We start from the raw sequence: 22808 nt of genomic DNA, 5'->3' as shown, positions 1-22808 counted from the left end.
TCTGAGCATCTATCTCAATAATAGTCCCGCTGCTGCCCTGTCGAACAGCCTAAAGAAAGAAAAAAGCGGGGGGGCGCACCAATTGACGGGTGGGTGCGCCCGGATGCAATGCGCTCACGCGCTCGACGAACCGGGCTTGCGGCCGTGATCGAATCAGACGCGCGGCCGTTTCAGCTCGTCGCGGATCTCGCGCAGCAGCAACACGTCTTCGGGCGTGGCGGCGGGCGGCGGCGGCGCTTCGGTGGGCTTGCGCAAATTGTTGATGAACTTGACCATCAGAAAGATGATGAACGCAAGGATGATGAAGTTGATCAGCACGGTAATGAACGAACCGTAGCCGAACACCGCGACACCCGCGGTCTGCAAGTCTTTATACGAATCGGGATTGCCTTTATAGCTGGGCGGTATCTGCCCCAGACGTATGAAAAGGTTCGAGAAGTCGAGCCCGCCCGTGGCCAGACCGACCACCGGCATGATCAGATCCTTCACGACGGAGTTGACTATCGTCGAGAAAGCGCCGCCGATGATCACACCAACGGCGAGGTCCATCACGTTGCCTTTGAGGGCGAAGTTCTTGAATTCGTCGATCATGCTCATGCGCGGCTTCCTCCGGTTGGTGTGAGACGTTTTTTGCGAGCTAAAAGCGGCAGCAAGGGCTATGCCATTGATCCGCAGACGAAACGCCATAAGGCGCGCGCTTCGTCTGCAGACACGAGCATGATAGTCAATTCGCTCGATGAACGTGCGCGCGGCGCGCGGGACATGCCTTTCAGGTCGTGCTCACGTGACCCACGCTGATAGCCGCGCAGAATGCCGCGTGATCCGCGACGGTCTGTGCGCCGTAGCGTTCGGCCCAGCTTGCATAGGCGGCGTCGAACTTGTCGGAGGTGCCGCAATAGCCCGTGATCAGCGCGGCGTCGCCCGTGCGGGCGTGCGCGCGAGCGAGCAGAAGGCCGAGACACCACGCGTAGAAATCGAAGGTCGCGCCATGCAGCCAGTCGACCGGAATGGAGCCGCGAATCTGCTTCATCTGGCGTACGTAGAAATCGCGCCCGGCGATGGTCGTCCAGCCAAGCAGCGCATCCGACGAACTCTGCATGAGCCTTTGCCCTTGCACGACGCGACGCCCCTGATGCTGCTGCGTCTCGTCGAGCGGCGCGACGAAGGGTGCGGCGGCCGGCACGATGCCTTCCTTCACCTGGATGAACAGCGGGTCGCCGAGCGCCCGGCCGAGCATGAGCACGAGATAGGCGCGTGTGCCGACACTGCCGACGCCCACCACGCGATGCGCCACATCGGCGACTTCGTAGCGTTCCAGCATGATGCGCCATTCGCCCGCGATGGTTTGTAAATACGGCTTCAGGCCATCGACCACATGATTCTTCTCAGCGGCGTCGAGGCGCGTGAGAATCGGCGGATCGACCTTGAAGCGCCAGCTTTTGCCAGCGGGTTCGGCAACCTTGGCGAGCATGGTCGCGTGCGAACGTTTCATCGCGCGCTCGACCGTTTTCGTGATGGTTTCCTTTTCGCTGGCATCGAGCCTGGTCGGCGCGTCGATGTGGAGGGCGCTCGCGTATGAACGCATTTGCCAGAGATCGTAGGGGCTCACCTGCCAGAGCGAAGCCATGGACGTGCGATACGCCGCGCATGCCGAACGCACCGCGCGCTCGCGACCGCTCGCATCGACGCCATTTTCGCGCGCCGCCACGTTGATGCTCGCGGTGAGGCGCTTCAGGTCCCACTCCCACGGACCGACGAGCGTTTCGTCGAAATCGTTGAGGTCGAACACCACGTCCTGACGCGGCGTGCGAAAGAGTCCGAAGTTATTGATGTGCGCGTCGCCGTCGATGATCACGTTGTGCCCGATCGAAGGCGACTTCGCCAGATCCCAGGCCATCACCGTGGCCGACCCACGCAGGAACGCGAACGGCGACTCGGCCATGCGCGCCATGCGCAGCGGGATGAGCCGCTCCTGACGGCCGGCGTTGACGGCGAGCACGCGCTCGACGGGGTTCGGCCGGTTGGCTTCGGGCTGCCAGCCCGCGTGGGCTTCGAACGGCACGGCGTCGCGCAGCGCGCGGCCCTTGGCGCGGCTTTCCTCGGCCGTGCCAAGCGTATCGGATGATGTCGATGCCAAGGAGTTCGGGCGCGTGGGCAAGCGAATTCTCCTTCAGACGCTTACGCGCCGATAGTTTTTACAAGGCACGCCCACTCACTCGGTCGGCGTGTCGATCTAATCTTGCGCTAAAGCAAGCATCACGCCGGAGGAGCCTGCGTGCGCGTGGGCACGCGATGTGCTCACTCATGTCCGCTGGAATCGCCCAACGCGACACATCATCCCGACGCTTTACGCGTCACTCTATTCGAACTCATCATCTCATGCCGAACGAACTCCGCATTGCCGAGGGCTCTCCCTTTCCGCTCGGCGCGACCTGGGACGGAAAAGGCGTCAACTTCGCGCTGTTTTCCGCCCACGCCACCAAAGTCGAGCTGTGCCTCTTCGACGAAAAGGGCGAGCAGGAGACGCATCGCATCGAATTACCCGAATATACCGACGAAGTCTGGCATGTCTACATCAACGACCTGGCGCCTGGCGCGGTCTATGGTTATCGCGTGCACGGACCGTACGAGCCCGAAGCGGGACATCGCTTCAATCCGAACAAGCTGCTGCTCGACCCGTATGCCAAGGCGCACGTTGGCGAACTAAAGTGGGACCCCGCCGTGTTCGGCTACACGCTCAACGCGGAAGGCGACGATCTCACCTTCGACGAACGCGACAGCGCGCCTTTCATGCAGAAGTGCCAGGTCGTCGATCAGACGTTCTCGTGGACGCATCCGACACGTGGCCGCGTGCCTTGGGAACACACGATCTTTTACGAGACCCACGTGCGCGGCTTCACGAAGCGCCATCCGGCGATTCCCGAGCATATGCGCGGCACATTCGAAGGGCTCGGCCAGAAGGAAATCGTCGATTACATCAAGAGTCTGGGCGTAACGTCCGTTGAACTGATGCCGATTCAGGCGTTCGTCAACGACAGCTACCTGCTCGACAAGGGACTCACGAACTACTGGGGCTACAACACCATCGGCTTTTTCGCTGCCGATCCGCGCTTCTTTGCGCGCGGTTCGGGTGCGATCGCGGAGTTCAAGGAGATGGTCGACCGCCTGCACGAAGCCGGCCTCGAAGTGATCCTCGACGTGGTTTACAACCACACCGCCGAAGGCAACGAACGCGGGCCGACGCTGTCGTTCCGGGGTATCGACAACGCGTCGTACTATCGGCTGATGCCGGACGAGCCGCGTTACTACATCAACGATACGGGCACGGGCAACACGCTCAATCTTTCGCATCCGCGCGTCTTGCAGATGGTCACCGACAGCCTGCGTTACTGGGTGACGGAAATGAACGTCGATGGCTTCCGCTTCGACCTCGCCACCATTCTCGGACGCGAGACCTATGGATTCGACGAAGGCGGCGGGTTCCTCGACAGCTGCCGTCAGGACCCTATCCTCGCGACCGTGAAGCTGATTGCGGAGCCGTGGGATTGCGGTCCGGGCGGCTATCAGGTCGGCGGTTTCCCGCCGGGCTGGGCGGAATGGAACGATCGTTATCGCGATACCGTGCGCGGTTTCTGGAAGGGCGACGAAGGCGAAGCGCCAGAACTCGCCACGCGCATGACCGCGTCGGGCGACAAGTTCAACAAGCGCGGACGCCGTCCGTGGGCGAGCGTGAACTTCATCACGGCGCACGACGGCTTTACGCTCAACGATCTCGTCTCCTATAACGACACGCATAACGACGCGAACGGCGAAGACAACAAGGACGGCCATTCGGACAACAAGTCGTGGAACTGCGGCGTGGAAGGTCCGACCGACGATCCCGAGATTCGCGCGCTGCGCGAGCGCCAGAAGCGCAATTTGCTCGCGACGCTCCTGTTCTCGCAAGGCACGCCGATGATCCTGGCCGGCGACGAATTCGGCCGCACGCAAGAGGGTAACAACAACGCGTATTGTCAGGACGACGATATCAGCTGGGTGAACTGGGATATCGACGACGAAGGTCGCGCGCTTACCGAGTTTGTCCGCAAATTGACGACCTTGCGTCATACGCTGCCCGTGCTGCGGCGTCAGCGCTTCCTGACGGGCGAGTATCGCCAGGATCTCGAAGTCGCGGACGTTAAGTGGCTTAGTCCGGACGGCCAGGAACTGTCGGACGAGCAATGGGGCGACCCGAACATGCGCTGCTTCGGCATGGTGCTCGACGGTCGCGCGCAGGCGACGGGCATTCGCAAGCCGGCATCCGATGCGACGTTGCTGCTGATCGTCAATTCATATCACGATGTCGTGGATTTCAAGCTGCCTGATATCCCGGGCTCGGATCAGTGGAGTTGCCTCATCGATACGAACGCGCCGATTCGCGAGGAACTGGAAGATTTCGACTCGGGCAACGTGTATCAGGTGACAGGGCGTTCGCTGCTGCTGTTGGCCTTGCATGCGCGCGGCGCGACGCGGCGAATCTTCAAGCGACTGGAAGAAGCGCTGACGGATGACGTGCCGCCCGATGCGCCGGAAGACAAACCGGCCGCGTGAGGAATGAGATGACCCTTGCGTAGTGACCGGACGCAAGCGGTTATCATGCAGTTCCCTCGATGACGACGAGGCGGCGGCGAGCCGCCTCTTTTTTTAACCATGCCATTTCGCTTCTTTTTCCCTGTGCAGTTGCATGAAAGACTTCGCGCGGCGCCTGGCGCATGATGCTGCAAGTGTTGGTGCGCGTTGCAACGTGGGATCAGCTCGAACGCATTTGGGAATTCGTGGTTGGGTTCTTCAAGTTCTTGTGGGCGTTGTTGCGGTTTTTGGGTGGCGGGGGGTGAGCCTTTCGCGTCCCTGATGTATTGAGCTTTTGCGCGGGCTTATGGCAGCAACACTCGTCGATGTGCCGGACTGGGTCGGTCTCCATAGCTGCTAATGCTCGAAATATCGAGCTTTAGCGCACGCTCCACATGCTGAACGTTCCGGCCGAAAAGCCAAGCGAGCGCCCCAAAAAAAACCCCGCACGAAGCGGGGCTCATAACGCCAGTTTCAAACCGCGCGAATCACGTATCGCGCCAGCTATCATCCGTGCTGCCGAGGTCTACGCCGCCACCGCCATCGCTCCAATCGTTCGAGCCGTTGCCGAAGTCGAGTCCGCCACCGCCGCCGCCGTTACCGAAGTCCAGGCCGCCGCCGTTGTCGTTGCGACGTTCAACCGGCACGTCACGCTCGATCACGCGTTCTCGTCCGTTCGACAGCGCTTCGCCAAGCAGAACGCCAGTCAACAAACCGCCCATGCCGCCGCCGAATGCACCGCCGCCTTGCTGAATGACGACCGGCGGCTGTTGCCCTTGCTGCGGATACGGACCCTGTTGAGGATAAGGCCCCTGCGGCCCGTAAGGCTGCTGCTGACCGCGCCCGAAGCGCTCCGCTTCTTGCGCATACGCCGACTGCCCCTGCGCCGCGGCCTGGGCAGCGTTCGGGTCCGGGCGGCCTTCGGCGCGCGCCTTCAAACTCGCCACCTGATTTTCCAAATCCTGAATCGCATACGGCGGCACGGGGTTTTTGGCATCCGACAACGCCTCGACCATCTCACGCAATTGCGTCTCGGCGCCTTCCACTTCCTTTAGCAATGCCTCATGCCCAGGCGTCGTGGAAAGCCGGACGTCGAGCTTGAGCGAACGCACTTCGTTCAGCAGTTCGGTCGCGCGCTTGAGTTGCGTGCGACGATCGTCGTCGGCGCGGCCATCGTCACGGACGCGGGCGCGCTTCATTCCCCAGCGCAGCACGAGCGCAATCGCACCGATCAGCACGATCAAGCCGATCCACATGCCGATCGACGGTCCATGTTTCTGCGGCGCGACCTGTGCGCCCTGATTGAACGGATTGGTCGCGACCGCGCCGGTCGAACTGCGCGTCTCGTTACCGGCGTTTGGGCTGATGCTGGCGCGATTCGCATCGGCCTGAATGCGCGCCTGCGTTTCGTTGAAGCGCGCGGGCGTCGTGAAGCCAAGCGCGGGATCGATGGACTGCGCCTGTTGAAGATGCAAAAGCGCGTCGCTATAGCGGCCTTCGCGATCGAGCACCTGCGCATAGAGATAATGCGCATGAGCATTCTTCGGATGCGCGTCGAGCACTTCGCTCAACTGCGAATCGGCCTTTTGCCAGTTGCCTTGCGTCATCGACTGCTCGACTTGCTGCGCGGTTGGCACGGCGAAGGCGAGCGGAGACGCAACCGACAGGCAAAGGGCCAGGGATAGCGAGAGCGCAAGAGCCGACAGAGTCTTTTTCATGTTGCAGGCCGGGCGCGATAAGCACCCGTCTCCTTTCTGAGCTGCAATCGGGAAAGCGGATGCATGCAAGCGCGATACCCGCTGATTCGTCCGACGCGCGCGCGAGCCGCCAGGGCCGCGCCGCGCACTGACGAACATATTACTGCGCCGGCGTATTCAACTGCTTCTTCAGCGCTTCGAGACGGTCTTCCACGGACGGACCGCGATTGAGCGCCGCGAGTTTGTCATCGAGCGCCTTGCCCGACTTCTGATCCGCCGAATTCAGACGCGCGTCCGAGCGCGCGTTGGCCAACTGCACCTTGTCTTCGAGCTTCTGGAAGTCTTCGGACAGATTCTTTCCGCCGATGCCGCCCAGCGCGGTCGCGGCCGTGTCTTTCGCGGTCGCGATCTGCTGCTTGGCCTGCAGAATGTTCGAGCGCGCGTTCAAGTCGTTGCGACGTTGACGCATGTCGTTGATCTGCTGCTTCAAATGCTCCACGGAAGGCACGAGTGTCTGCAATTCGCCGGCGAGGGCATCGCGTTCCGTTTCGGCGTTGGCTTGCGCGGCGAGGGCTTCGCGCGCGAGGCTTTCATCGCCGGTTTGCAGCGCGCGCTTCGCGCCGTCTTCGTACTTCTTCGCTTTCTCGGCCGCGACGTCGCGTTTGCTCTGCTGCGTGGCGACCTGCGCCTCGATTTCGATCAGCGAGTTCTCAGCCTTGGCGATGCTGTCGTCGAGCTCGCGCACGATCTGCCGCGCATCGCGCGATGGGTCCTGCATGGTGTCGGCTGCGTCGTTGAGCAGACCTTTGACCGTGCGCGTGATGGAATCCAGAAGCGACATGTATTTCTCCTTGATGAAGACCGCGGCATGCAAGCCCGCGCGGCTCGAATGTGAGGCGCATGGCGCAGGATTGCAAGCGTCGTTGACCAGCCGATGACGACCGGGTTTACCCCGCTTATTAGAGCATGCCGCGCCTTAATCGGGGCTTAAGCAAGGTGAAGGAGTGTAACGTCGTGCAAACGAACGAAGCGGAATACAGCGCGTGCTTCAGTTGTCCGCGCGGCCGTCGTCGGTTAGAGAGGCATCGTCGTCCAGAGGTTCGTCGGGACTTGCGGATTCGTCGGGCACAGGAAGGTGCGCAGGCTTCGCGGCCGCGCGCTTGGTGGCGCTTGCCGCTGCTTCCCGCGCCTCGCGGGCCGCGGCCTTGGCGGCGACGCTGCGCAAGGCCACGGTCAGTGGATCGGGCGCCTTGGGCGCGCGCAGGCGATCTACGATACCCGCTGCCTTGATCTGCTCGCTCGTCGCGTTGAAGTTGAGCACTGCACGCCGCATCAGCTCGCTCACGCTGATGCCGAGCTGATCCGCCGTGTTGCTGATGGCGAGTTTCTGCGCCGGGGTCACGAAAACAACGATGCGTTCGGTAGGCTTGGTCGTCATGAGCAGCTCGCAAACAGTAGGGCGGTTGTAAGCGCGTAAGCGCGTACGCACGAGTGGGCGCTTGAACCGCGTTCCCTATCATCAAACGGCACGACTTCTTTACCGCAACTTCTGGCGCCACTTGAAACCTGAGTGGCTTAAAACCAATCATATCGGTTTCGCGGGCTCGCGCGTGCGGCCGCGACCGCATGGCGACGATCCTCGGGCATTTCGCAAAACTGCTCTGCGATCAACCACTTGGCTATTTTCTCATACGGTTGTCCACAAGGCTCTCAACACTTTCGGGGGATAACCCCGGTGCAACCCCGACCCTTTCCGCCGAAGACCGGGTTTCGGGCGCCACATCGGCAATTACTTACAAAAAATCGCGACGGGTTTTGTAGTGTCGCCTGCGAATTCTTTAAAATGCGCTGTTATTCACGGTTACCCGTCCCACACGGTCGAAGCCGGCCTGCCCATTCGCTTGGTCCCGTCTTTCTGAAAGTGCTCAGGCGCTGACATACCCAAGGCGCCACAGAGCGCGCGCTTCGAAGCGCGCGGAACGATCCCAGTCATGCCTATCATCAAACGACCCGACTCTACGAATTCATCGCGACTGAATCGCGAACCTCGCTGGAACGACTCATCCAACGATGCCGGCGGCGGCAATGGACGCAACGGCGGCAACGGACGCGATGGCGGCAATGGCGGTCGCAATGGAAAGAACGGCCGCGACGGGCGCGATTCCCGACGCTCGCCGCTCGCGCGCGTCGCGCTGTGGTTCGCGGGGCTCGCGGCTATCGGCGTGGTGGTGGGCGGGCTGATCGTCGGCTATGCGCTCGTCGTGATGGAGCCGAACCTGCCTTCGCTCGATGCGCTGATCGACTATCGCCCGAAAGTGCCGCTCAGGGTCTACACGTCGGATCACGTGCTGATCGGCGAATTCGGCGAAGAGCGCCGCAGCCTCGTGCGTTTTCAGGACATTCCCGACCAGATGAAGAAGGCGGTGCTCGCCATCGAGGATTACCGCTTCTACGATCACGGTGGCGTCGATTTCATCGGCATTCTGCGTGCTGGCGTAAGCGACATCACGCACGGCGGCGCGTCGCAAGGCGCAAGTACGATCACCATGCAGGTCGCGCGCAACTTCTTTCTGTCGAGCGAAAAAACCTATACGCGCAAGATCTACGAGATGCTGCTCGCCTACAAAATCGAGCGCGCGTTGACGAAAGACCAGATTCTCGAGTTGTATATGAATCAGATCTATCTCGGCGAACGCGCCTATGGTTTTTCCGCCGCGGCGCGCGTGTATTTCGGCAAGGACCTGAAGGACATCACGCTTGCCGAAGCCGCCATGCTCGCCGGTTTGCCGAAGGCGCCGTCGGCCTATAACCCGGTGGTCAATCCGAAGCGCGCGAAGGTGCGTCAGCAGTACATTCTGAAGCGCATGTTCGATCTGCACTTCATCTCGCGCGAGCAATACGATCAGGCGGTCGCCGAAGAACTTCGCACGAAGTCGGGTGGCACCGAATACGGTGTGCATGCGGAGTACGTCGCGGAAATGGTGCGGCAGATGATGTACGCGCAGTACAAGGAAGAAGCGTACACGCGCGGCCTGACGGTCACGACGACCATCGATTCCGCCGATCAGGACGCGGCCTATCGCGCCGTGCGCAAGGGCATCATGGACTACGAGCGGCGTCACGGTTATCGTGGGCCGGAAGGCAGCATCGCTCTGCCTGGCAACGCGGACGATCGCGCCGAAGCCATCGAGGATGCGCTCGTCGATCATCCGGACAACGGCGAACTCGTCGCTGCCGTGGTGACCGTGGCGAACGCGAAGCAAGTGGTCGCGCAATTCGTCGGCGGCGATACGGCCACCATTTCCGGCGAGGGCCTGCGTTTCGTCGCGGCCGCGCTGCGCAACAATGCATCGAAGGCGCTTGCCATCAAGCCGGGTTCGATCATCCGGCTGGCGAAGGACGCGAAGGACACGTGGCAGATCACGCAATTGCCGCAAGTGGAAGGCGCGCTCGTTTCGATGGTGCCGCAGGACGGCGCAATCCGCGCGCTCGTCGGCGGCTTCGACTTCAACAAGAACAAGTTCAACCACGTGACGCAAGCGTGGCGTCAGCCGGGTTCGAGCTTCAAGCCGTTCATCTATTCGGCCGCGCTCGACAAGGGCTTGGGACCGGCGACCATCATCAACGACGCGCCGCTGTACTTTCCGCCCGCATCGCCCGGTGGCGACGCCTGGGAACCGAAGGACGACGATCAACCCGACGGCCCGATGTCCATGCGCACCGGCTTGCAGAAGTCGAAGAACCTGGTGTCGATTCGTATCCTGTCGTATATCGGCACGAGCTACGCGCAGGACTTCGTCACGCAGAAGTTCGGCTTCGACAAGGACAAGACGCCGCCGTATCTGCCGCTCGCGCTGGGCGCGGGACTCGTCACGCCGTTGCAGTTGAGCGGCGCGTACTCGGTGTTCGCGAATGGCGGCTATCGCATCAACCCGTATCTGATCGGCGAAGTCGCCGATGCGCGCGGCAGCGTCATTTCGCGCGCCGATCCGCTCACGGCCAGCAAGAACGCGCCGCAAACGCTCGAACCGCGCAACGCTTACGTCATGAATAGCCTGTTGCATACGGTGGCGACGGCGGGCACGGGTTCGGGCACCAACGTGCTCAAGCGCAGCGACCTGCAAGGCAAGACGGGTACGACCAACGACGCCAAGGACGGCTGGTTCGCGGGCTATCAGCATCAGCTCGTCGCGGTGGCGTGGATGGGCTATGACCAGCCGAAGACGCTGGGCAGCCGCGAGTTCGGCGCGCAGCTTGCGTTGCCGATCTGGGTCGACTTCATGGGACGCGCGCTGCGCGGCATCCCGCAGGAACAGATGCAGCGGCCCGACGGCGTGACCACCGTGGACGGCGAACTGTTCTATGCCGATCGCACGCCGGGTGCGGGCTTCGTTGCGAGCATCGGCATGGACAACGTCAATCCGACCGCGGGCGATACCAACACCACGGGCGGCGTCGGCCCGGCGGGCATGCAGGCGCCGCCCGCGCCGCAAGTCACCACCGATGAGCGCAAGCAGATCATGGATATGTTCAATAAGCCGTGATGGGTAAGGCAGGATAAAAAAACGCGCCGTGGTTCTGAACGAACCCGGCGCGTTTTCTATTGGTGACGGTGCTTCAGTTCCCGACCGTCGCCGCGGACTTCACCGCGCAACTCACATCGAGCGTGCTCTTGTCCGCGAAGCTGAACGTGAGCGGAATCGTCGAGCCGATCTTGAGTGGCTTGCCCGGCTGTTCGAGCATCACGTGATAACCCTTCGGTGCGAACTGTAGCGTGCCATGCGCGGGGACATCGACGGAATCGACGGGGGCCATCGTCGCGGTGCCGCTTTTGGTATCCGACTTGTGCATCATCGCCATGCCGAACGCGGGGGTATCGACGCCCGTGAGCGTGACGGCTTTGTCGCCATTGTTGGCCAGCGTGAAGTAGCCCGACGATGGCAGGTTAGGCGGCATTGCGCGAACCCAGCAATCGCGCGCTTCGAGCGGCGCGGCATGGGTCAGCGTCGCGAAAGATGCGCACGTCAGCGCGCCGAACAATACAGCGATTTTCTTCATTGCTTTCTCACTTGACCGTGAAGTTATAGTTGCCCTGCGTGCGATGACCATCGGCGGCGACAGCTGTCCATTGCACTTTGTAGACGCCCGGCTGCAAGTCGTGGAGTGCGACGCTCATGTGCTTTTTGTCTTTCGTATCGACGACGGACTTTTCGGTGTTGACCTGCTTGCCCTGACCATTGGTCACGGTCAGTTTGCTGAAGGTCGGTTCGAGCGCTTCGCCGAAGTCGATCGATACTTCGTGCGGCGCGTTGACGGTCGCGCCAGGGCCAGGCTGTTGCAGCTTCGGCAGCGCGTGCGCGAACGCAAACGACGCCGATGCGAAGAATGCGCAAGCCAGCGCGCCGCGCAAGGCGGAAAGGGTACTCATGATGCATCCTTGTGATTTTCACGCTTGCCGCGCGAAGCGTGCAAACGCGAGGTATGGCATGTCGGAAGAGGGGGACGCGTATCAGGCGAGAACAGGCGGCGCGCGAGGCAGCGCCACGCCTGGCGGCATGCGATGCGGCGCGGTGCTGTTTTGCTTGGCGACGAAAGTATCGTCGGCCAAAGTCGATGCCGCGAAGCCGTGCGGCATCGATGGCGGCGTAGGCGCATGCGCAAGCAGGTCGCAATATCCGCACGCTTGCAGATGCGAAAGAGCGTCATGGTTCGCGTGCGATGCGGTATCGACCGTATGCGCGATGCCATTCGAACTCGACGCGCATATGGACGAGAAAAGCGCTTCGACGCGCTTGCCAGCCAGCGTTTGCGATACGAGCGGCGCGAACGAAAGCAGCAGGATCGCGCATAGCGCAGCGAACCCGCTTAACTTTCTGATCATGCCGCGACGCAAGTAATGCATGCCGTGCCCGAATCTTTTTTCAATGCTCGATGACCGATCGATTATGCCATGCGCCCCGCGATGGCCTTTCGACTAAACCAATGAAGTTTTGCTGCCCGCGTGAGATGAGCTTACGTAGAAGAACGCATGAAGACCATTGCGCTTGAGTAAGTGATGACTTATAATCTTTTCTTCGACGGACGCGGGGTGGAGCAGTCTGGCAGCTCGTCGGGCTCATAACCCGAAGGTCGTAGGTTCAAATCCTACCCCCGCAACCAAGCATTCAAGCAAAAGCCCGGTTAAAGCCGGGCTTTTGCTTTTCCAGCACGCAGTTGCATACATGTATGGGCGCAGTACTGGAAGTAAGGCAAGTCGCAATACCTCCACTTCATGACCAGACGCGGCGCAACGCCTGCGTATCCCTCGTGTCAAAATCCCCTAAAGCTCGTGAGCGCTAACGCACATCGAACCTTTTCAAAGGACACACGCCATCATGGATATTCCTCACGATCTGCAGATCATCGCGCATCAGGAACGCGCGCTTGTGTTCCCGCAGTTTCATGCCGATGAAGCCTGGCAAACCGGCACGCAACTGCGCGAGATGGCGATGGCGCGCGGCGCGGTCGTGGTCATCGATGTGCGTACGTTCGGTCAGCGCATGTTCTTCGCTTCGCTCGATGGCGCCACGCCCGACAACGCGCGCTGGGCAGAACGCAAGGCGAAGACTGTCGAACACTTTCGCCGCAGTTCGTACGGGCTCGGTCTCTCGCTGCAACAGGCGGGCACCACGCTCGCCGACAAGTACGGCCTCAATGCCGCCGATTACTCGGCGCACGGCGGCGGCTTTCCGCTGCGCGTCGCGAATGTCGGCGTGATCGGCTCCGTGACGGTGTCGGGGCTGCCTCAGCGCGAAGATCATCAGATGGTGGTCGAAGCGCTATGCGCGGTGCTCGGCCATGACTTCGCCGCATTGTCGCTCGGCCGCGTCTGAGCGTCGTCACGCATTCCAAAGACTCAACGGAGACCGAACCAGCCGATGCGTTCCACCGCTTATGTGTTGCTTGCGATTGCGATCGTCGCGGAAGTCGTCGCGACCTCCGCGCTACGCGCCTCCGATGGCTTCACGCGCGCGTTACCCGCGACCATCGTCGTGATCGGCTATGGGTTGTCGTTTTATCTGCTGTCGCTGACCTTGCGGACCTTGCCGGTCGGCCTCGTCTATGCCGTGTGGTCGGGCGCGGGCATCGTGTTGATTACCCTCGTCGCCACGTTCTTCTTCAAGCAGACGCCCGATATTCCCGCCATGTTGGGCATGGGGCTGATCGTCGCGGGCGTCATCGTGCTGAACGTATTTTCGAAGATGAGCGCGCATTGACGCGGCGCGGCACCGCTACTTGCAGCGTACGATCATCGAGCGATTCTTGACGTTTGCCGTCACGACGTTGCTCAAGCCGCCGCCGCTCGGACCGCCTTCCTCGTTGTCCTTCGACACGATGTCGTAACCCGTCGCGCCGCATGCCTTGCCCGCGAGCACATAGCAGCTCGCCCAGCTCGATCCGGCATCGGCGCCGCTGCAGTTCACTGCGTAGCCCGTCTGGCCATCGGGAAGATTGATGAGCGATGCATCGTTGGACGAAGCACATCCGCTCGTTCCGGCGATGGCAAAAACCGCGATCAAGGCGATGCCAGGCGCCGCCGCGCGCGCGATGAGCCGGCGTGAGCGCCGATCGAATTCCTTCATCTTTTCCTCGTGATTGCAATGACTTCGCCGCGGTACTTTTTTTCAGCGGCTTTTTGGGATACGCATTGTCCCATACGCTACACGCGCCGTGAAAAAGCACGATGGCTCGAACCGGGCGCGAGGCTTGCGAATCATCGAACGAACGGCGTTAAGCGGTAAAGACAGTTTCGCGTGAACTATTTTCCGGATCGCGCGCCTGATAGATGCAAACGCCGGTTGTAATTGCCGCATGACGTGTGATTCGTCGCCAACATAAAAAGGAGGTCAACACGATGGCCGAAAGAGTGACCGGTCCTTACCGAGGGTATTACATCAGCGCGTCCGCCCGGCTCGTGCAGGCGCACGATGGCGATCGCAACGAAGACAACGCCGGACAGGCGCTCAAGCCGATCTATGTCGGCTCGGTGAGCCTGGCGCGTGGTGGTCCGGACGATGTGCATCGCTTCGAGGCGCTCGTCGATCTCGGCCCGGAACGGCGCTTCGCCACCGAGGATGCCGCGCTTGCGCACGTCGAACAGGCGGGGCGCGAGTATATCGACCGCTTGTTGAAACCGATGACGTGATGCGCCCCGTTCATCTCCGGCACGCGGTGCTTTATGACATCGCCAACTGCCTGATCGACCTTTTTCCGAGCGGCGCGGACATCGCGGAGATCGGCCTCGAAGCCACGCCCGCGTTGTTCGTGAGCTGGCGCACGAGCGGGGTGGCGAATCATCCGGGCAACATCGCTTGGGGCGTGCATTATCGTTTCGAGCCGCAGGTACTGCGCGACTATCCGCATCTGTCGGAGGAGGCGCGTGAGCGCGTATGCGAGCGGGTGCGCGACATGAGCCGCCTGCTCGATTTCAATTACGCCGATCCGCTGGCGAGCTCGCTGCTCGTCGTCGATGTGAACGAGGACGTGCTCGCAGCCTGACGCTCTACACTGCGCGCCGCTGGACCGCGCCGCATCGACGCAGTTACCATAAGCGCCTCGGTCCTTTGCTCGAAACCAATCCTGCAGGGAATGCCTGAACGACTTTGCGTCGGTGCTGTAACACTCCGGGGCCGGTTTCTTCGGACAGCAACCGCGCCTGAGCCACGAGAACATCATGGACATCCGTTTCCTTCCGGACGCGCCCGGTTATTGCGACTCCAACCTCACCATCGAATTCGCCGCGCTCGTCGACGGACGACGCGTACCGTGCGCCATATCGGTGGAAGCGCTGGAGGATCATTTCGGCGCCGAGACTTACGACAGCCGCGGCTGGATCAGCGCTTTCGATGCAGGCCGTGCGCGCATCGAAGCCGTGGCGCGCGAGCATCTGGAAGTCACGAATGGCATGCCCGTGCTTCTCAAGAGCGGTCATTTTCCGCCAGGACGCGTGCTCGCCTGAAAGCGGCGCACGCTAGCGTTCCGTTAATTCGACTGCGTATCTCCGCTTTGCGGGTACTATCTCGCTACAGGCCGCACGCATGGCGATTCGTGCGGCACGACATTTGCTCTGGATCTGCGCTTCATCGTGCAAGCCACAACGAGCAACCATTATAAAAAGTCGCGCGGGGTCGTCATGTTTCTCTCCTTTTTCCACTCGCTTATCGAGTCGAACGCACTATGGCTCATCTGGGCAGCCGTCGGTGTCGTTTTTCTGGGTCTATGCATCGTCTTCGCCTCCGTGCTGCTGGGCGAATCCGACGAGCCGCTTTATCGAGCCGCGCCTCGCGATAGCGACAGCGGCAAGATGATCGTCTGATCGTTTTGCTGGCTAGCCGCGCCGCTTCCGCGGTGACCATTCGCGTCATGCAAATTCGGGTTTGACTAGCCGACAGGCGATGTCGACAATATCCCGCATGGATCTGCCGCGACACATATCGACACCACCGGGCAAGGCGCGTGAGCTGCGGCAAGAGCAGCGGGATGCCTTGCGCGGGCGCATACTCGACGTATCGCGAGCTATCGTGAAGCGTGAAGGCTTTGCAGCACTTTCGATGCGCCGGCTCGCGCAGGCCATCGACTATTCGCCTGCCGCTTTGTACTTGCATTTTCGGAGCCGCGCGGACATCGCGCACGCTTTGTGCGTAGAAGGACATGCGACATTGCGCGCGGCATTTGCGCCGCAAGCGAGCATTGCCGATCCCGCCGCGCGTCTTAGAGCAATGGCGCGCGTCTATGTCGAATTTGGCCTGGCCGAGCCCGAGACGTATCGGCTGATGTTCATGGACGCGGACCGCCGCGGCGATGGAACCAACGGCACCGATGACGGCATGGCTGCGCTTTCGTCGATGACCGATGCCTTCGTCGAACTACGCGCCGCGGGGCGGCTCAAGCGCCTGCCGCCGGAGACACTGCCGGCCGATTGCGCTCAGGCGTTGTGGGCGACTTTGCATGGCATCGTCGCGCTGGCGCTGTGCGGCGTATCGCGGGCAATGGCTGCGGACAAGATACTCGAGTTATCGCTCGACGCGTGGCTCGCGTAGTGAACAACAGGTTGACCGCAGGTTGAGTACTGGCTGGCATCTGGCCTGCCAAACTGACTGACAGAACGAACCGACCCGACACTCCAACACGATGACCACCGAAGATATCCGTATCGACTCCGCCAACGGCATCGGCTTCATTGCACTCGATCGCCCGAAGGCTCTGAATGCGCTGTCCGCGCCCATGTTGCGCGCGATCAGCGAGGCCTTGCGCGCCTGGCGTCACGACCAGGCAATCCGCACCGTCGTGGTGTATAGCCCGCACGTGCGGGCGTTTTGCGCGGGCGGCGATATCCGCTTTCTTTACGAGTCGGCGCAGGCGGGCGACCGCGATTCGATCGACGCGTTTTTCACCGACGAGTACAAGCTCAACCACGCGATCTTCACCTTCCCGAAGCCGTATATCGCGGTGATGAACGGCGTCGTGATGGGCGGCGGCATGGGTATCTCGCAAGGCGCGCATCATACGGGCGGGCTGCGAATCGTCACGCAGTCGACCAAGATGGCGATGCCCGAGACGCGTATTGGACTCTTTCCCGATGTCGGCGTGAGCTGGTTTCTCGCGCGCGCGCCTGGCGCGATCGGGCGTTATCTGGCCGCGACGGGCGCGAGCATGGGCGCGGCAGACGCGCTCTATGCGCGCATGGCCGACGCTTATCTCGACGATGGCGCGTTGCCGGGCTTGATCGAATCGCTACGGCATCAGCGCTTTCTCGATGGCGTGGCGATTGTTCGCTTTGTCGAAAACGAGACGACCAAATACAAGGTGAGCCCGACGCTAGACCGCAGCGCGCTTGCCGAGGGACGCACGCTCATCGACAAGCATTTCGCCACGGGCAATGGAGCGGCGATTCTCGCATCGCTCGCGCGTGAGACGGATGGCGCCGCGCGCGAGTGGGCCGAGCGCGTGGCGGCGGAACTGCGCGAACGTTCGCCTTTGTCGGTGGATGTCTCGCTGCAGCAGGTGGATCGCGCGCGGTATTCGTCGATGGCGGAGACCTTGCGCCGCGACCTCGATCTCACGCGCACCACGTTCGAACGCGGCGATGTGATCGAGGGCATTCGCGCGCGTATCGTCGACAAGGACAATCAGCCGAGCTGGAAGATCGCGCGGGCGGAGGAGGTGGGCGTCAAGGATGTCGAACGTATGTTCGAGAGTGCCTGGACGCCGGCGACGCATCCGCTGCGTTTGCTCAAGGACTGAGCGTTCTTAGCGAGAACGCGCGATCAACGCGACTCGTTGCCGGCCGAGAAAGCGCGCATGAAGACGAGCGCGCCCCAGCCCCAGATTGCGTTGGCGATGAAGTTGGGCGCGAGTCGCGGCAGCATGTTGCCGCTTGGCCAGATGCCGCGCGCGGGATCGATCACGAATGCGCCGACCGCGGTCAGCACGATCCCGCCGAATACGAGCGAGCCAATCCACGGCGCGCGGTTCTCCGGCGCGACGCGCAAGAGCCACGAGAGCAGCACGCCGAACACCGCGCTCCATAACGCATTCGCGATGAAAGTTGGAATGCCGAGCGGCAGAAAAGGGGTGATGGAAAAGCCGGCTTGATCGATGAGACCTGCTGCATGCAGCAGCGCGAGCGTCGATTCCCGAAAGAAGAGTGCGGCAAGGAAACCAGAAACGAACGGCAGAATGACTTTATGCATTGGCAGGACCGCTTGCGGCGAACCGCGGCTCTCGTTGGTTGTCGTGACGCGCCATTATAGGGGCGCGCGAGCCGGTGTCGAAGCGATGCCTAAGCAGATACGACGCGGACGCGCTTACTTTGCGATGGCGTCGCTCGCCGGACTGTGATGCAGCATGCGGTCGCTGTTGGGCGGCGGGTTGGGGCGCTTCACCGGCATGTTGTCGGGATTGTTCGGGCGCGTGGTCTCGGCGGAAGGCGAGCCGGGTGCGCTCGGCGGCTTGACCATCGAGGCATTATCGTCGGGGCGCGCGGTTTGGGCTTGCGCCACTACGGCCGAGCAGATGAGGAGAAGCGCGAGGGTCGTTTTTTTCATGTCGAGTCTCCACGAGCGAAGCCGCGGCGGGAGCGCCGCGGTTTTTGATGAGACAGGCGCGTCGGCTGAAAATTCGCGGAAGATTTCGTCTTTCGGAAAAGCAAAAAGCCCGGTCAATTGACCGGGCTTTTTGCTCTAATTCCGTGGGGTGGCTGATGGGACTCGAACCCACGACGACAGGAATCACAATCCTGGACTCTACCAACTGAGCTACAGCCACCACTGAACTACCTGATTCCATCTTGCTGGAAGTTGCTCAGCAATCAAGAAGCGAGATTATACGAACTAAAATTGCGCTTGCCTAGCCCTTTCACGCATCTTCGTTCGCGAGACGGCTTCAAGATTCGATAGCTTCCACACCTTCGCGCAAATGAGCACGCGCTTCGTCGAAAATCGCAAGATCGCCGGTTGCCAGCCGCCGGCTATCGGAAAGCACGCGCCGCCATCCACGCGCACCGGCAGTGCCGCGATACAGCCCAAGCGCGTGACGCGTCACCGCGCCGAGATACGTGCCGCGCGCAAGTTCGTCGCGTGCATAGCCAATGAGTCCGGCTTCGATTTCCTTGCGTGAAGGAATCGCCGTCGTCGCGCCATAAAAGCGTGTATCGACGCCCGCGAGCACATACGGGTTGTGATAAGCCTCACGGCCCAACATGACGCCATCGACGTGTTTCAGATGTTCCTCGACCTCGTCGAGCGTCTTGATGCCGCCGTTGATCGAAATCTCCAGATGCGGAAAATCCCGCTTCAGTTGATACGCATATTCGTATTTGAGCGGCGGAATCTCGCGGTTCTCCTTCGGGCTCAGGCCTTTCAGGATCGCGTTGCGCGCATGTACGATGAACACTTCGCAACCCGCATCGGCGACGGTGCCGACAAAATCGCGCACGAACGCGTAGTCCTCGACGGAATCGACGCCGATACGGTGCTTGACCGTCACGGGAATCGACACGGCATCGCGCATGGCTTTCACGCCGTCCGCCACCAGTTGCGGCTCTTTCATCAGACATGCACCGAACGCGCCGCGCTGCACGCGCTCGGACGGGCAGCCGCAATTCAGATTGATTTCGTCATAGCCCCACTGCTCGCCGAGCTTCGCGCTCTTTGCCAGATCGGCCGGCTCGCTGCCTCCGAGCTGCAACGCAACCGGCGCTTCGGCGGGCGTGAACGCAAGGTGACGCGCGACATCGCCGTAAAGCAGGGCGCCCGTGGTCACCATCTCTGTGTAGAGGTAAGCGTGCCGCGACACGAGCCGATGCAACGAGCGGCAATGCCTGTCGGTCCAGTCCATCATCGGAGCGACGGACACGCGGCGGGGGCTGATTTTTTGAACGGCGGACATGTGGAGCGACTGACCGTGGCGCGGTCTGCATCGGTTTAAGGCGAAGGTGTGATTTTACCGCAGTGCGGCGAAGCGCTCTGTCGAAAGGCACGTCTCGACAGACACTCGAACCAGCCAACCCCCACACCTCCCCCGTGCTAGCATCATCAAACCACCATTCCGAACACGGCAACGGAGGCAGCCATGACTACCTTGGCGATAGACGGCGTGCGCTGGGTCAACGATCGCGTGACCAACGTGCGCTGGGGCAGCTTCGATTCCGCGACCAACGACTGGGCCGCGCCCACCACCATCGTGGAAGTGCAGGAGGTCGTGGACGCCATCAAGAGCGGCAAGGAAGTCCGCACGCTCTTTACCCTCGGCGGTCGCACGTTTCTCGGTCCGAAAGTCAGCTCGCTGCCCTACGCGAACGGCCATATCGGCATCGAGGCGCGCGTGCAAGACGGGCAGATCGAAAAATCGCTCGAGGATTTGCCGCCAGTCTGACGGCGCGCCGCACGCATTGAAAGCACACGGAGAAAGGGCGTTGAACCTGGAGCAGGCGCTTCGCTTCGAAAGCGAATTCATGCCGCGTATCGCCGAGCGAGTGGCGGCGCTGCTTCACGGCGTGCGCGTCGATATCGTTCCCGGCGAATATCCGCACCAGCCTGCCAAATTGCACCTCGGCGCTCAAACCCCACCGCATGCGGACGACGAGCGCGCGCGTGGTTATCCGTTGCCGCTCAACATCTTTCTCACGTGGGACGACGAGGAGATCGAGCGTCTCATGCATCCGCACGGGGAGGCGCGCTTTATGCGCTATCTGGACGCACTCGACATCAAGTTCGCGGCCTGGCAAGGCGCACGCGATGTCGATATGGTCACGCGCTCGCAGGCCGAGACTTCCGTGCTGCTTGGCGGTCTGGATTTTGAAGCCTAAGCGACGTTCGTCGTCACCGCGCGTGTCGTGGTTCCACCAAGGAGGAGGTCAGGATGACATCGTCAAAAGAAGGCAACGTCCGCGCGTTCGTGCAGACGGCCGAGCAAGCGGGCGGATTCGTCTGGGTACTCGTGCTAGTCGATTTCGAAGCGCGCGAAGTGAGACGCGCGCTCGTATCGGAAGAAAATTTCGCTACCGCCGATGCCGCGCGCGACGCCGGCAACGATCAGCTAAAAGGCATGAGCAACGATCGCTGAGGCTAGGATTGGCAATACGCACGGTTCGCAGCCGTGCGCCGCTAAACTCGTTCGACAATTCCGCACATTTTCCTCGATTTACCCGTACGGCATTGCTCGCAAAGCCCGCCATACTGCCTTCACACTGATCAACGTTCAAAGGAGAACGTCATGAATCGCTTCGAAGGCAAGACAGTTCTGGTTACGGGCGGCAACAGCGGCATTGGTCTGGCGGCGGCGCAGGCATTCGCCGCGGAAGGCGCGCGCGTCGTCATCACGGGTCGCGATGAAGTCTCTCTCGCCAAGGCGCGCGAGACGCTCGGCGCTAACGCCGTCGCCATACGCAACGTCACGGGCACCATCGCCGCCGCGCAGGAACTCGCGCGGCATCTCGGCGACGCGCACATCAGGCTCGACGCCGTGTTCGTCAATGCAGGCGTCGCCACGTTCGCTCCGTTCGTCGATATCGACGAGAAAGCGTGGGACGAAACCTTCGCGATCAACGTGAAGGGTCCGTATTTTCAGATTCAGGCGCTCGTGCCGCTACTGAACGAAGGCGCATCCATCGTGCTGAACGGTTCAATCAACGCGCATATCGGCATGCCCGCTTCGTCGATCTATGCCGCGAGCAAGGCAGCGCTCATCTCGCTTGCGAAGACGCTCTCGGCGGAATTGCTGCCGCGCGGCGTGCGTGTGAACGTGGTGAGCCCCGGTCCCATCGCGACGCCTTTGCACGACAAGCTCGGCCTCGCCGATGAAGCCGCCGCGCAACTGCAAAGCCAGATTCCGCTCGGGCGCTTCGGCAAGTCGAGCGAAGTGGCGGCGACGGTGCTGCTGCTGGCGTCGGCGGAGGCGGGGTTCATCGTGGGCTCTGAACTAGTGATCGATGGCGGGATGAGTCAGCTTTGAAGCCGGTGCGGTGATCGACGGCCGCGCGTGGTTGCGCGGTCATGTCGTGCTGCCTGCGAACCGGGACACGACGCGCCTCGGACTGCTGGCAGAATCGACTGTTCTCGAAGCCACGATCAAAATCAGCGTCACATGAGCCATCCACCCGAAGAAGACCACGGCAGCACCCGCGAAGCACGCTTTCGCCGCTACGACGCCGCGGGCGAAGCGTCCGTCCGCGCCGATCTCGACGAAGCCGCCACGAGCGACCCCGAAGCCGCATCCAAACGCGCGTGGTTGCACGGCAAGGAGGTCGCGCATCAGGACGAGCAGTTTCGCGCGATGTTCGCATCCGTCAATTCGGCCAACGACGCCGCGCAACTCGCCCGCGAATCCGCGCAGGCATCGCGCCGTTCGGCCTTTTGGACGATGATCGCGGCAATCGCGGCCACGGCTGGTGTGATCGTCAACGCGGCGATCGCGCTTGGCTGGCTCGACTGGCTCAAACGCTAAGGCGCTAAGGCGCTGAATCGTCGATGCCGAAGCCTCAGGGCATCGCCGGCTGCAATTCGCCCCAGCTCACGAGAATGCTCTGGATGCTTCGTGCATAGGCATCGCGATGTTTCGGCGATTCCGAGTGATAAGCGCCAATCGCGCGCCACGTGTTGCCGTACTTGACCATCTTTTGCTTGAGCAGCCACGCCGCGACGAACACGTTCACGCACGGATCGGCGAGCGCGCGGTGCGGAATGCCCTGGCGCGCCAGGTCGGGAAAATGAATCGAATTGATCTGCAACTGGCCGACATCGATGGAACCGTTGGCGTTGCGGTTGATCGCGCTGGCGTCACCTTTCGACTCGCGCCAGGCAACCGCGCGCAGCACGAGCGGATTGACGCCCTGATACGCGCCCGCCAATTCGAAACAGTCATCGGCGTGCACAGCGCCGGATGCAAGCGACAATCCGAGCGCCGCGCAGGCGGCGAGGGCAAGCCGCGTGGCGGCTATCGCTGGTGGAAACATGAATCGTGGCT

28 protein-coding genes and 2 tRNA genes are annotated in these 22808 nt (G+C 61.8%); 16 read left to right on the top strand and 14 right to left on the bottom strand.

Annotation, left to right across the window (positions count from 1 at the left end; all coding sequences use genetic code 11):
• Positions 1-153: 153 nt before the first annotated feature.
• Together mscL and LDZ28_RS07300 are read right to left on the bottom strand one after the other, a co-directional pair.
• Entirely contained in the window at positions 154-597 is a 444-nt protein-coding gene (mscL, locus tag LDZ28_RS07305) for a large conductance mechanosensitive channel protein MscL (RefSeq protein ID WP_244825286.1), read from the bottom strand.
• Positions 598-769: 172 nt separating this feature from the next.
• Positions 770-2158: a DUF2252 domain-containing protein gene (locus LDZ28_RS07300; RefSeq protein WP_244825285.1), complete on the bottom strand. Its 1389-nt coding sequence runs from the start codon at positions 2156-2158 to the stop codon at positions 770-772.
• A 221-nt stretch (positions 2159-2379) separates the two neighbouring features.
• Between LDZ28_RS07300 and glgX the strand changes: the two genes are divergently transcribed.
• Entirely contained in the window at positions 2380-4590 is a 2211-nt protein-coding gene (glgX, locus tag LDZ28_RS07295; RefSeq protein ID WP_244825284.1) for a glycogen debranching protein GlgX, read from the top strand.
• 506 nt (positions 4591-5096) lie between these two features.
• Here the strand turns inward: glgX and LDZ28_RS07290 are convergent.
• The 3 genes from LDZ28_RS07290 to LDZ28_RS32835 form a co-directional block, all read right to left on the bottom strand.
• A complete protein-coding gene (locus LDZ28_RS07290) occupies positions 5097-6326 on the bottom strand; it encodes a lipopolysaccharide assembly protein LapB (RefSeq protein WP_244825283.1) in 1230 nt (409 codons plus the stop codon).
• 139 nt (positions 6327-6465) lie between these two features.
• Positions 6466-7146, bottom strand: a complete 681-nt coding sequence (locus LDZ28_RS07285) for a PspA/IM30 family protein (RefSeq protein WP_244825282.1) — start codon at positions 7144-7146, stop codon at positions 6466-6468.
• Positions 7147-7353: 207 nt separating this feature from the next.
• Positions 7354-7743: a hypothetical protein gene (locus LDZ28_RS32835; RefSeq protein ID WP_250509063.1), complete on the bottom strand. Its 390-nt coding sequence runs from the start codon at positions 7741-7743 to the stop codon at positions 7354-7356.
• Between the two features lie 553 nt (positions 7744-8296).
• Between LDZ28_RS32835 and LDZ28_RS07275 the strand changes: the two genes are divergently transcribed.
• Positions 8297-10849: a penicillin-binding protein 1A gene (locus LDZ28_RS07275; protein ID WP_244825281.1), complete on the top strand. Its 2553-nt coding sequence runs from the start codon at positions 8297-8299 to the stop codon at positions 10847-10849.
• 73 nt (positions 10850-10922) lie between these two features.
• Here LDZ28_RS07275 and LDZ28_RS07270 read toward each other — a convergent pair whose 3' ends face one another.
• The 3 genes from LDZ28_RS07270 to LDZ28_RS07260 form a co-directional block, all read right to left on the bottom strand.
• Complete coding sequence (locus tag LDZ28_RS07270) at positions 10923-11363, bottom strand: copper chaperone PCu(A)C (protein WP_244825280.1); 441 nt, start codon at positions 11361-11363, stop codon at positions 10923-10925.
• 7 nt (positions 11364-11370) lie between these two features.
• Positions 11371-11733 (bottom strand): copper homeostasis periplasmic binding protein CopC, encoded by a 363-nt coding sequence (gene copC, locus LDZ28_RS07265; protein ID WP_244825279.1) that lies wholly within the window; start codon positions 11731-11733, stop codon positions 11371-11373.
• 81 nt (positions 11734-11814) lie between these two features.
• Positions 11815-12186, bottom strand: coding sequence for a DUF2946 domain-containing protein (locus tag LDZ28_RS07260; RefSeq protein ID WP_244825278.1), 372 nt, complete (start codon positions 12184-12186; stop codon positions 11815-11817).
• Positions 12187-12387: 201 nt separating this feature from the next.
• Between LDZ28_RS07260 and LDZ28_RS07255 the strand changes: the two genes are divergently transcribed.
• The 3 genes from LDZ28_RS07255 (at position 12388) to LDZ28_RS07245 (ending at position 13561) form a co-directional block, all read left to right on the top strand.
• Positions 12388-12464: transfer RNA gene (locus tag LDZ28_RS07255), tRNA-Met, on the top strand.
• Between the two features lie 215 nt (positions 12465-12679).
• Positions 12680-13177 carry a heme-degrading domain-containing protein gene (locus LDZ28_RS07250; RefSeq protein WP_244825277.1) on the top strand — a complete coding sequence of 166 codons (498 nt, stop codon included), beginning with the start codon at positions 12680-12682 and terminating at the stop codon, positions 13175-13177.
• 45 nt (positions 13178-13222) lie between these two features.
• A complete protein-coding gene (locus tag LDZ28_RS07245; protein ID WP_244825276.1) occupies positions 13223-13561 on the top strand; it encodes a multidrug efflux SMR transporter in 339 nt (112 codons plus the stop codon).
• Positions 13562-13576: 15 nt separating this feature from the next.
• Here the strand turns inward: LDZ28_RS07245 and LDZ28_RS07240 are convergent, their stop codons facing one another.
• Positions 13577-13927 carry a hypothetical protein gene (locus tag LDZ28_RS07240; protein WP_244825275.1) on the bottom strand — a complete coding sequence of 117 codons (351 nt, stop codon included), beginning with the start codon at positions 13925-13927 and terminating at the stop codon, positions 13577-13579.
• Between the two features lie 272 nt (positions 13928-14199).
• Here LDZ28_RS07240 and LDZ28_RS07235 point away from each other — a divergent pair, with 272 nt between their 5' ends.
• The 6 genes from LDZ28_RS07235 to LDZ28_RS07210 all read left to right on the top strand — a co-directional run bounded on the left by LDZ28_RS07235 (position 14200) and on the right by LDZ28_RS07210 (position 17588).
• Positions 14200-14490, top strand: coding sequence for a hypothetical protein (locus LDZ28_RS07235; protein ID WP_244825274.1), 291 nt, complete (start codon positions 14200-14202; stop codon positions 14488-14490).
• Positions 14490-14843 carry a hypothetical protein gene (locus tag LDZ28_RS07230; RefSeq protein WP_244825273.1) on the top strand — a complete coding sequence of 118 codons (354 nt, stop codon included), beginning with the start codon at positions 14490-14492 and terminating at the stop codon, positions 14841-14843. The genes LDZ28_RS07235 and LDZ28_RS07230 overlap by 1 nt, the downstream gene beginning before the upstream one ends.
• Positions 14844-15018: 175 nt before the next feature.
• Positions 15019-15303: a DUF1488 domain-containing protein gene (locus LDZ28_RS07225; RefSeq protein ID WP_244825272.1), complete on the top strand. Its 285-nt coding sequence runs from the start codon at positions 15019-15021 to the stop codon at positions 15301-15303.
• Positions 15304-15477: 174 nt separating this feature from the next.
• Positions 15478-15660, top strand: a complete 183-nt coding sequence (locus LDZ28_RS07220; protein WP_244825271.1) for a hypothetical protein — start codon at positions 15478-15480, stop codon at positions 15658-15660.
• A 79-nt stretch (positions 15661-15739) separates the two neighbouring features.
• Positions 15740-16384 (top strand): TetR/AcrR family transcriptional regulator, encoded by a 645-nt coding sequence (locus LDZ28_RS07215; RefSeq protein WP_244825270.1) that lies wholly within the window; start codon positions 15740-15742, stop codon positions 16382-16384.
• 91 nt (positions 16385-16475) lie between these two features.
• Positions 16476-17588: an enoyl-CoA hydratase/isomerase family protein gene (locus LDZ28_RS07210; RefSeq protein WP_244825269.1), complete on the top strand. Its 1113-nt coding sequence runs from the start codon at positions 16476-16478 to the stop codon at positions 17586-17588.
• A gap of 23 nt (positions 17589-17611) precedes the next feature.
• On the opposite strand, the gene LDZ28_RS07205 is transcribed toward LDZ28_RS07210, so the two are convergent.
• The 4 genes from LDZ28_RS07205 to dusA form a co-directional block, all read right to left on the bottom strand.
• Positions 17612-18037: a hypothetical protein gene (locus LDZ28_RS07205; protein ID WP_244825268.1), complete on the bottom strand. Its 426-nt coding sequence runs from the start codon at positions 18035-18037 to the stop codon at positions 17612-17614.
• A 114-nt stretch (positions 18038-18151) separates the two neighbouring features.
• A complete protein-coding gene (locus tag LDZ28_RS07200; RefSeq protein ID WP_244825267.1) occupies positions 18152-18391 on the bottom strand; it encodes a hypothetical protein in 240 nt (79 codons plus the stop codon).
• Between the two features lie 144 nt (positions 18392-18535).
• A tRNA-His gene (locus LDZ28_RS07195) sits at positions 18536-18611 on the bottom strand.
• Between the two features lie 117 nt (positions 18612-18728).
• The gene (dusA, locus tag LDZ28_RS07190; protein WP_244825266.1) at positions 18729-19733 is read right to left on the bottom strand and encodes a tRNA dihydrouridine(20/20a) synthase DusA; all 1005 of its coding nucleotides are present in this window, start codon (positions 19731-19733) and stop codon (positions 18729-18731) included.
• Between the two features lie 183 nt (positions 19734-19916).
• Between dusA and LDZ28_RS07185 the strand changes: the two genes are divergently transcribed.
• The 5 genes from LDZ28_RS07185 to LDZ28_RS07165 all read left to right on the top strand — a co-directional run bounded on the left by LDZ28_RS07185 (position 19917) and on the right by LDZ28_RS07165 (position 22289).
• Complete coding sequence (locus LDZ28_RS07185) at positions 19917-20219, top strand: hypothetical protein (RefSeq protein ID WP_244825265.1); 303 nt, start codon at positions 19917-19919, stop codon at positions 20217-20219.
• Positions 20220-20259: 40 nt separating this feature from the next.
• Positions 20260-20652 (top strand): DUF5594 family protein, encoded by a 393-nt coding sequence (locus LDZ28_RS07180; protein WP_244825264.1) that lies wholly within the window; start codon positions 20260-20262, stop codon positions 20650-20652.
• A 53-nt stretch (positions 20653-20705) separates the two neighbouring features.
• Positions 20706-20909, top strand: coding sequence for a hypothetical protein (locus tag LDZ28_RS07175; protein ID WP_244825263.1), 204 nt, complete (start codon positions 20706-20708; stop codon positions 20907-20909).
• A gap of 150 nt (positions 20910-21059) precedes the next feature.
• On the top strand, positions 21060-21797 hold the full coding sequence (locus LDZ28_RS07170) for an SDR family oxidoreductase (protein WP_244825261.1): 738 nt from the start codon (positions 21060-21062) through the stop codon (positions 21795-21797).
• A gap of 132 nt (positions 21798-21929) precedes the next feature.
• On the top strand, positions 21930-22289 hold the full coding sequence (locus LDZ28_RS07165; RefSeq protein WP_244825260.1) for a hypothetical protein: 360 nt from the start codon (positions 21930-21932) through the stop codon (positions 22287-22289).
• 34 nt (positions 22290-22323) lie between these two features.
• On the opposite strand, the gene LDZ28_RS07160 is transcribed toward LDZ28_RS07165, so the two are convergent.
• Entirely contained in the window at positions 22324-22797 is a 474-nt protein-coding gene (locus tag LDZ28_RS07160) for a lytic transglycosylase domain-containing protein (protein WP_244825258.1), read from the bottom strand.
• Between the last annotated feature and the right edge of the window lie 11 nt (positions 22798-22808).

Origin of the sequence: Caballeronia sp. TF1N1, from assembly GCF_022878925.1 — a bacterium.
In the GTDB taxonomy this organism is placed as follows: Bacteria; Pseudomonadota; Gammaproteobacteria; order Burkholderiales; family Burkholderiaceae; genus Caballeronia.
Note: the sequence above shows the minus strand (reverse complement) of the source record. Positions and strands in the feature narration are given on the sequence as shown.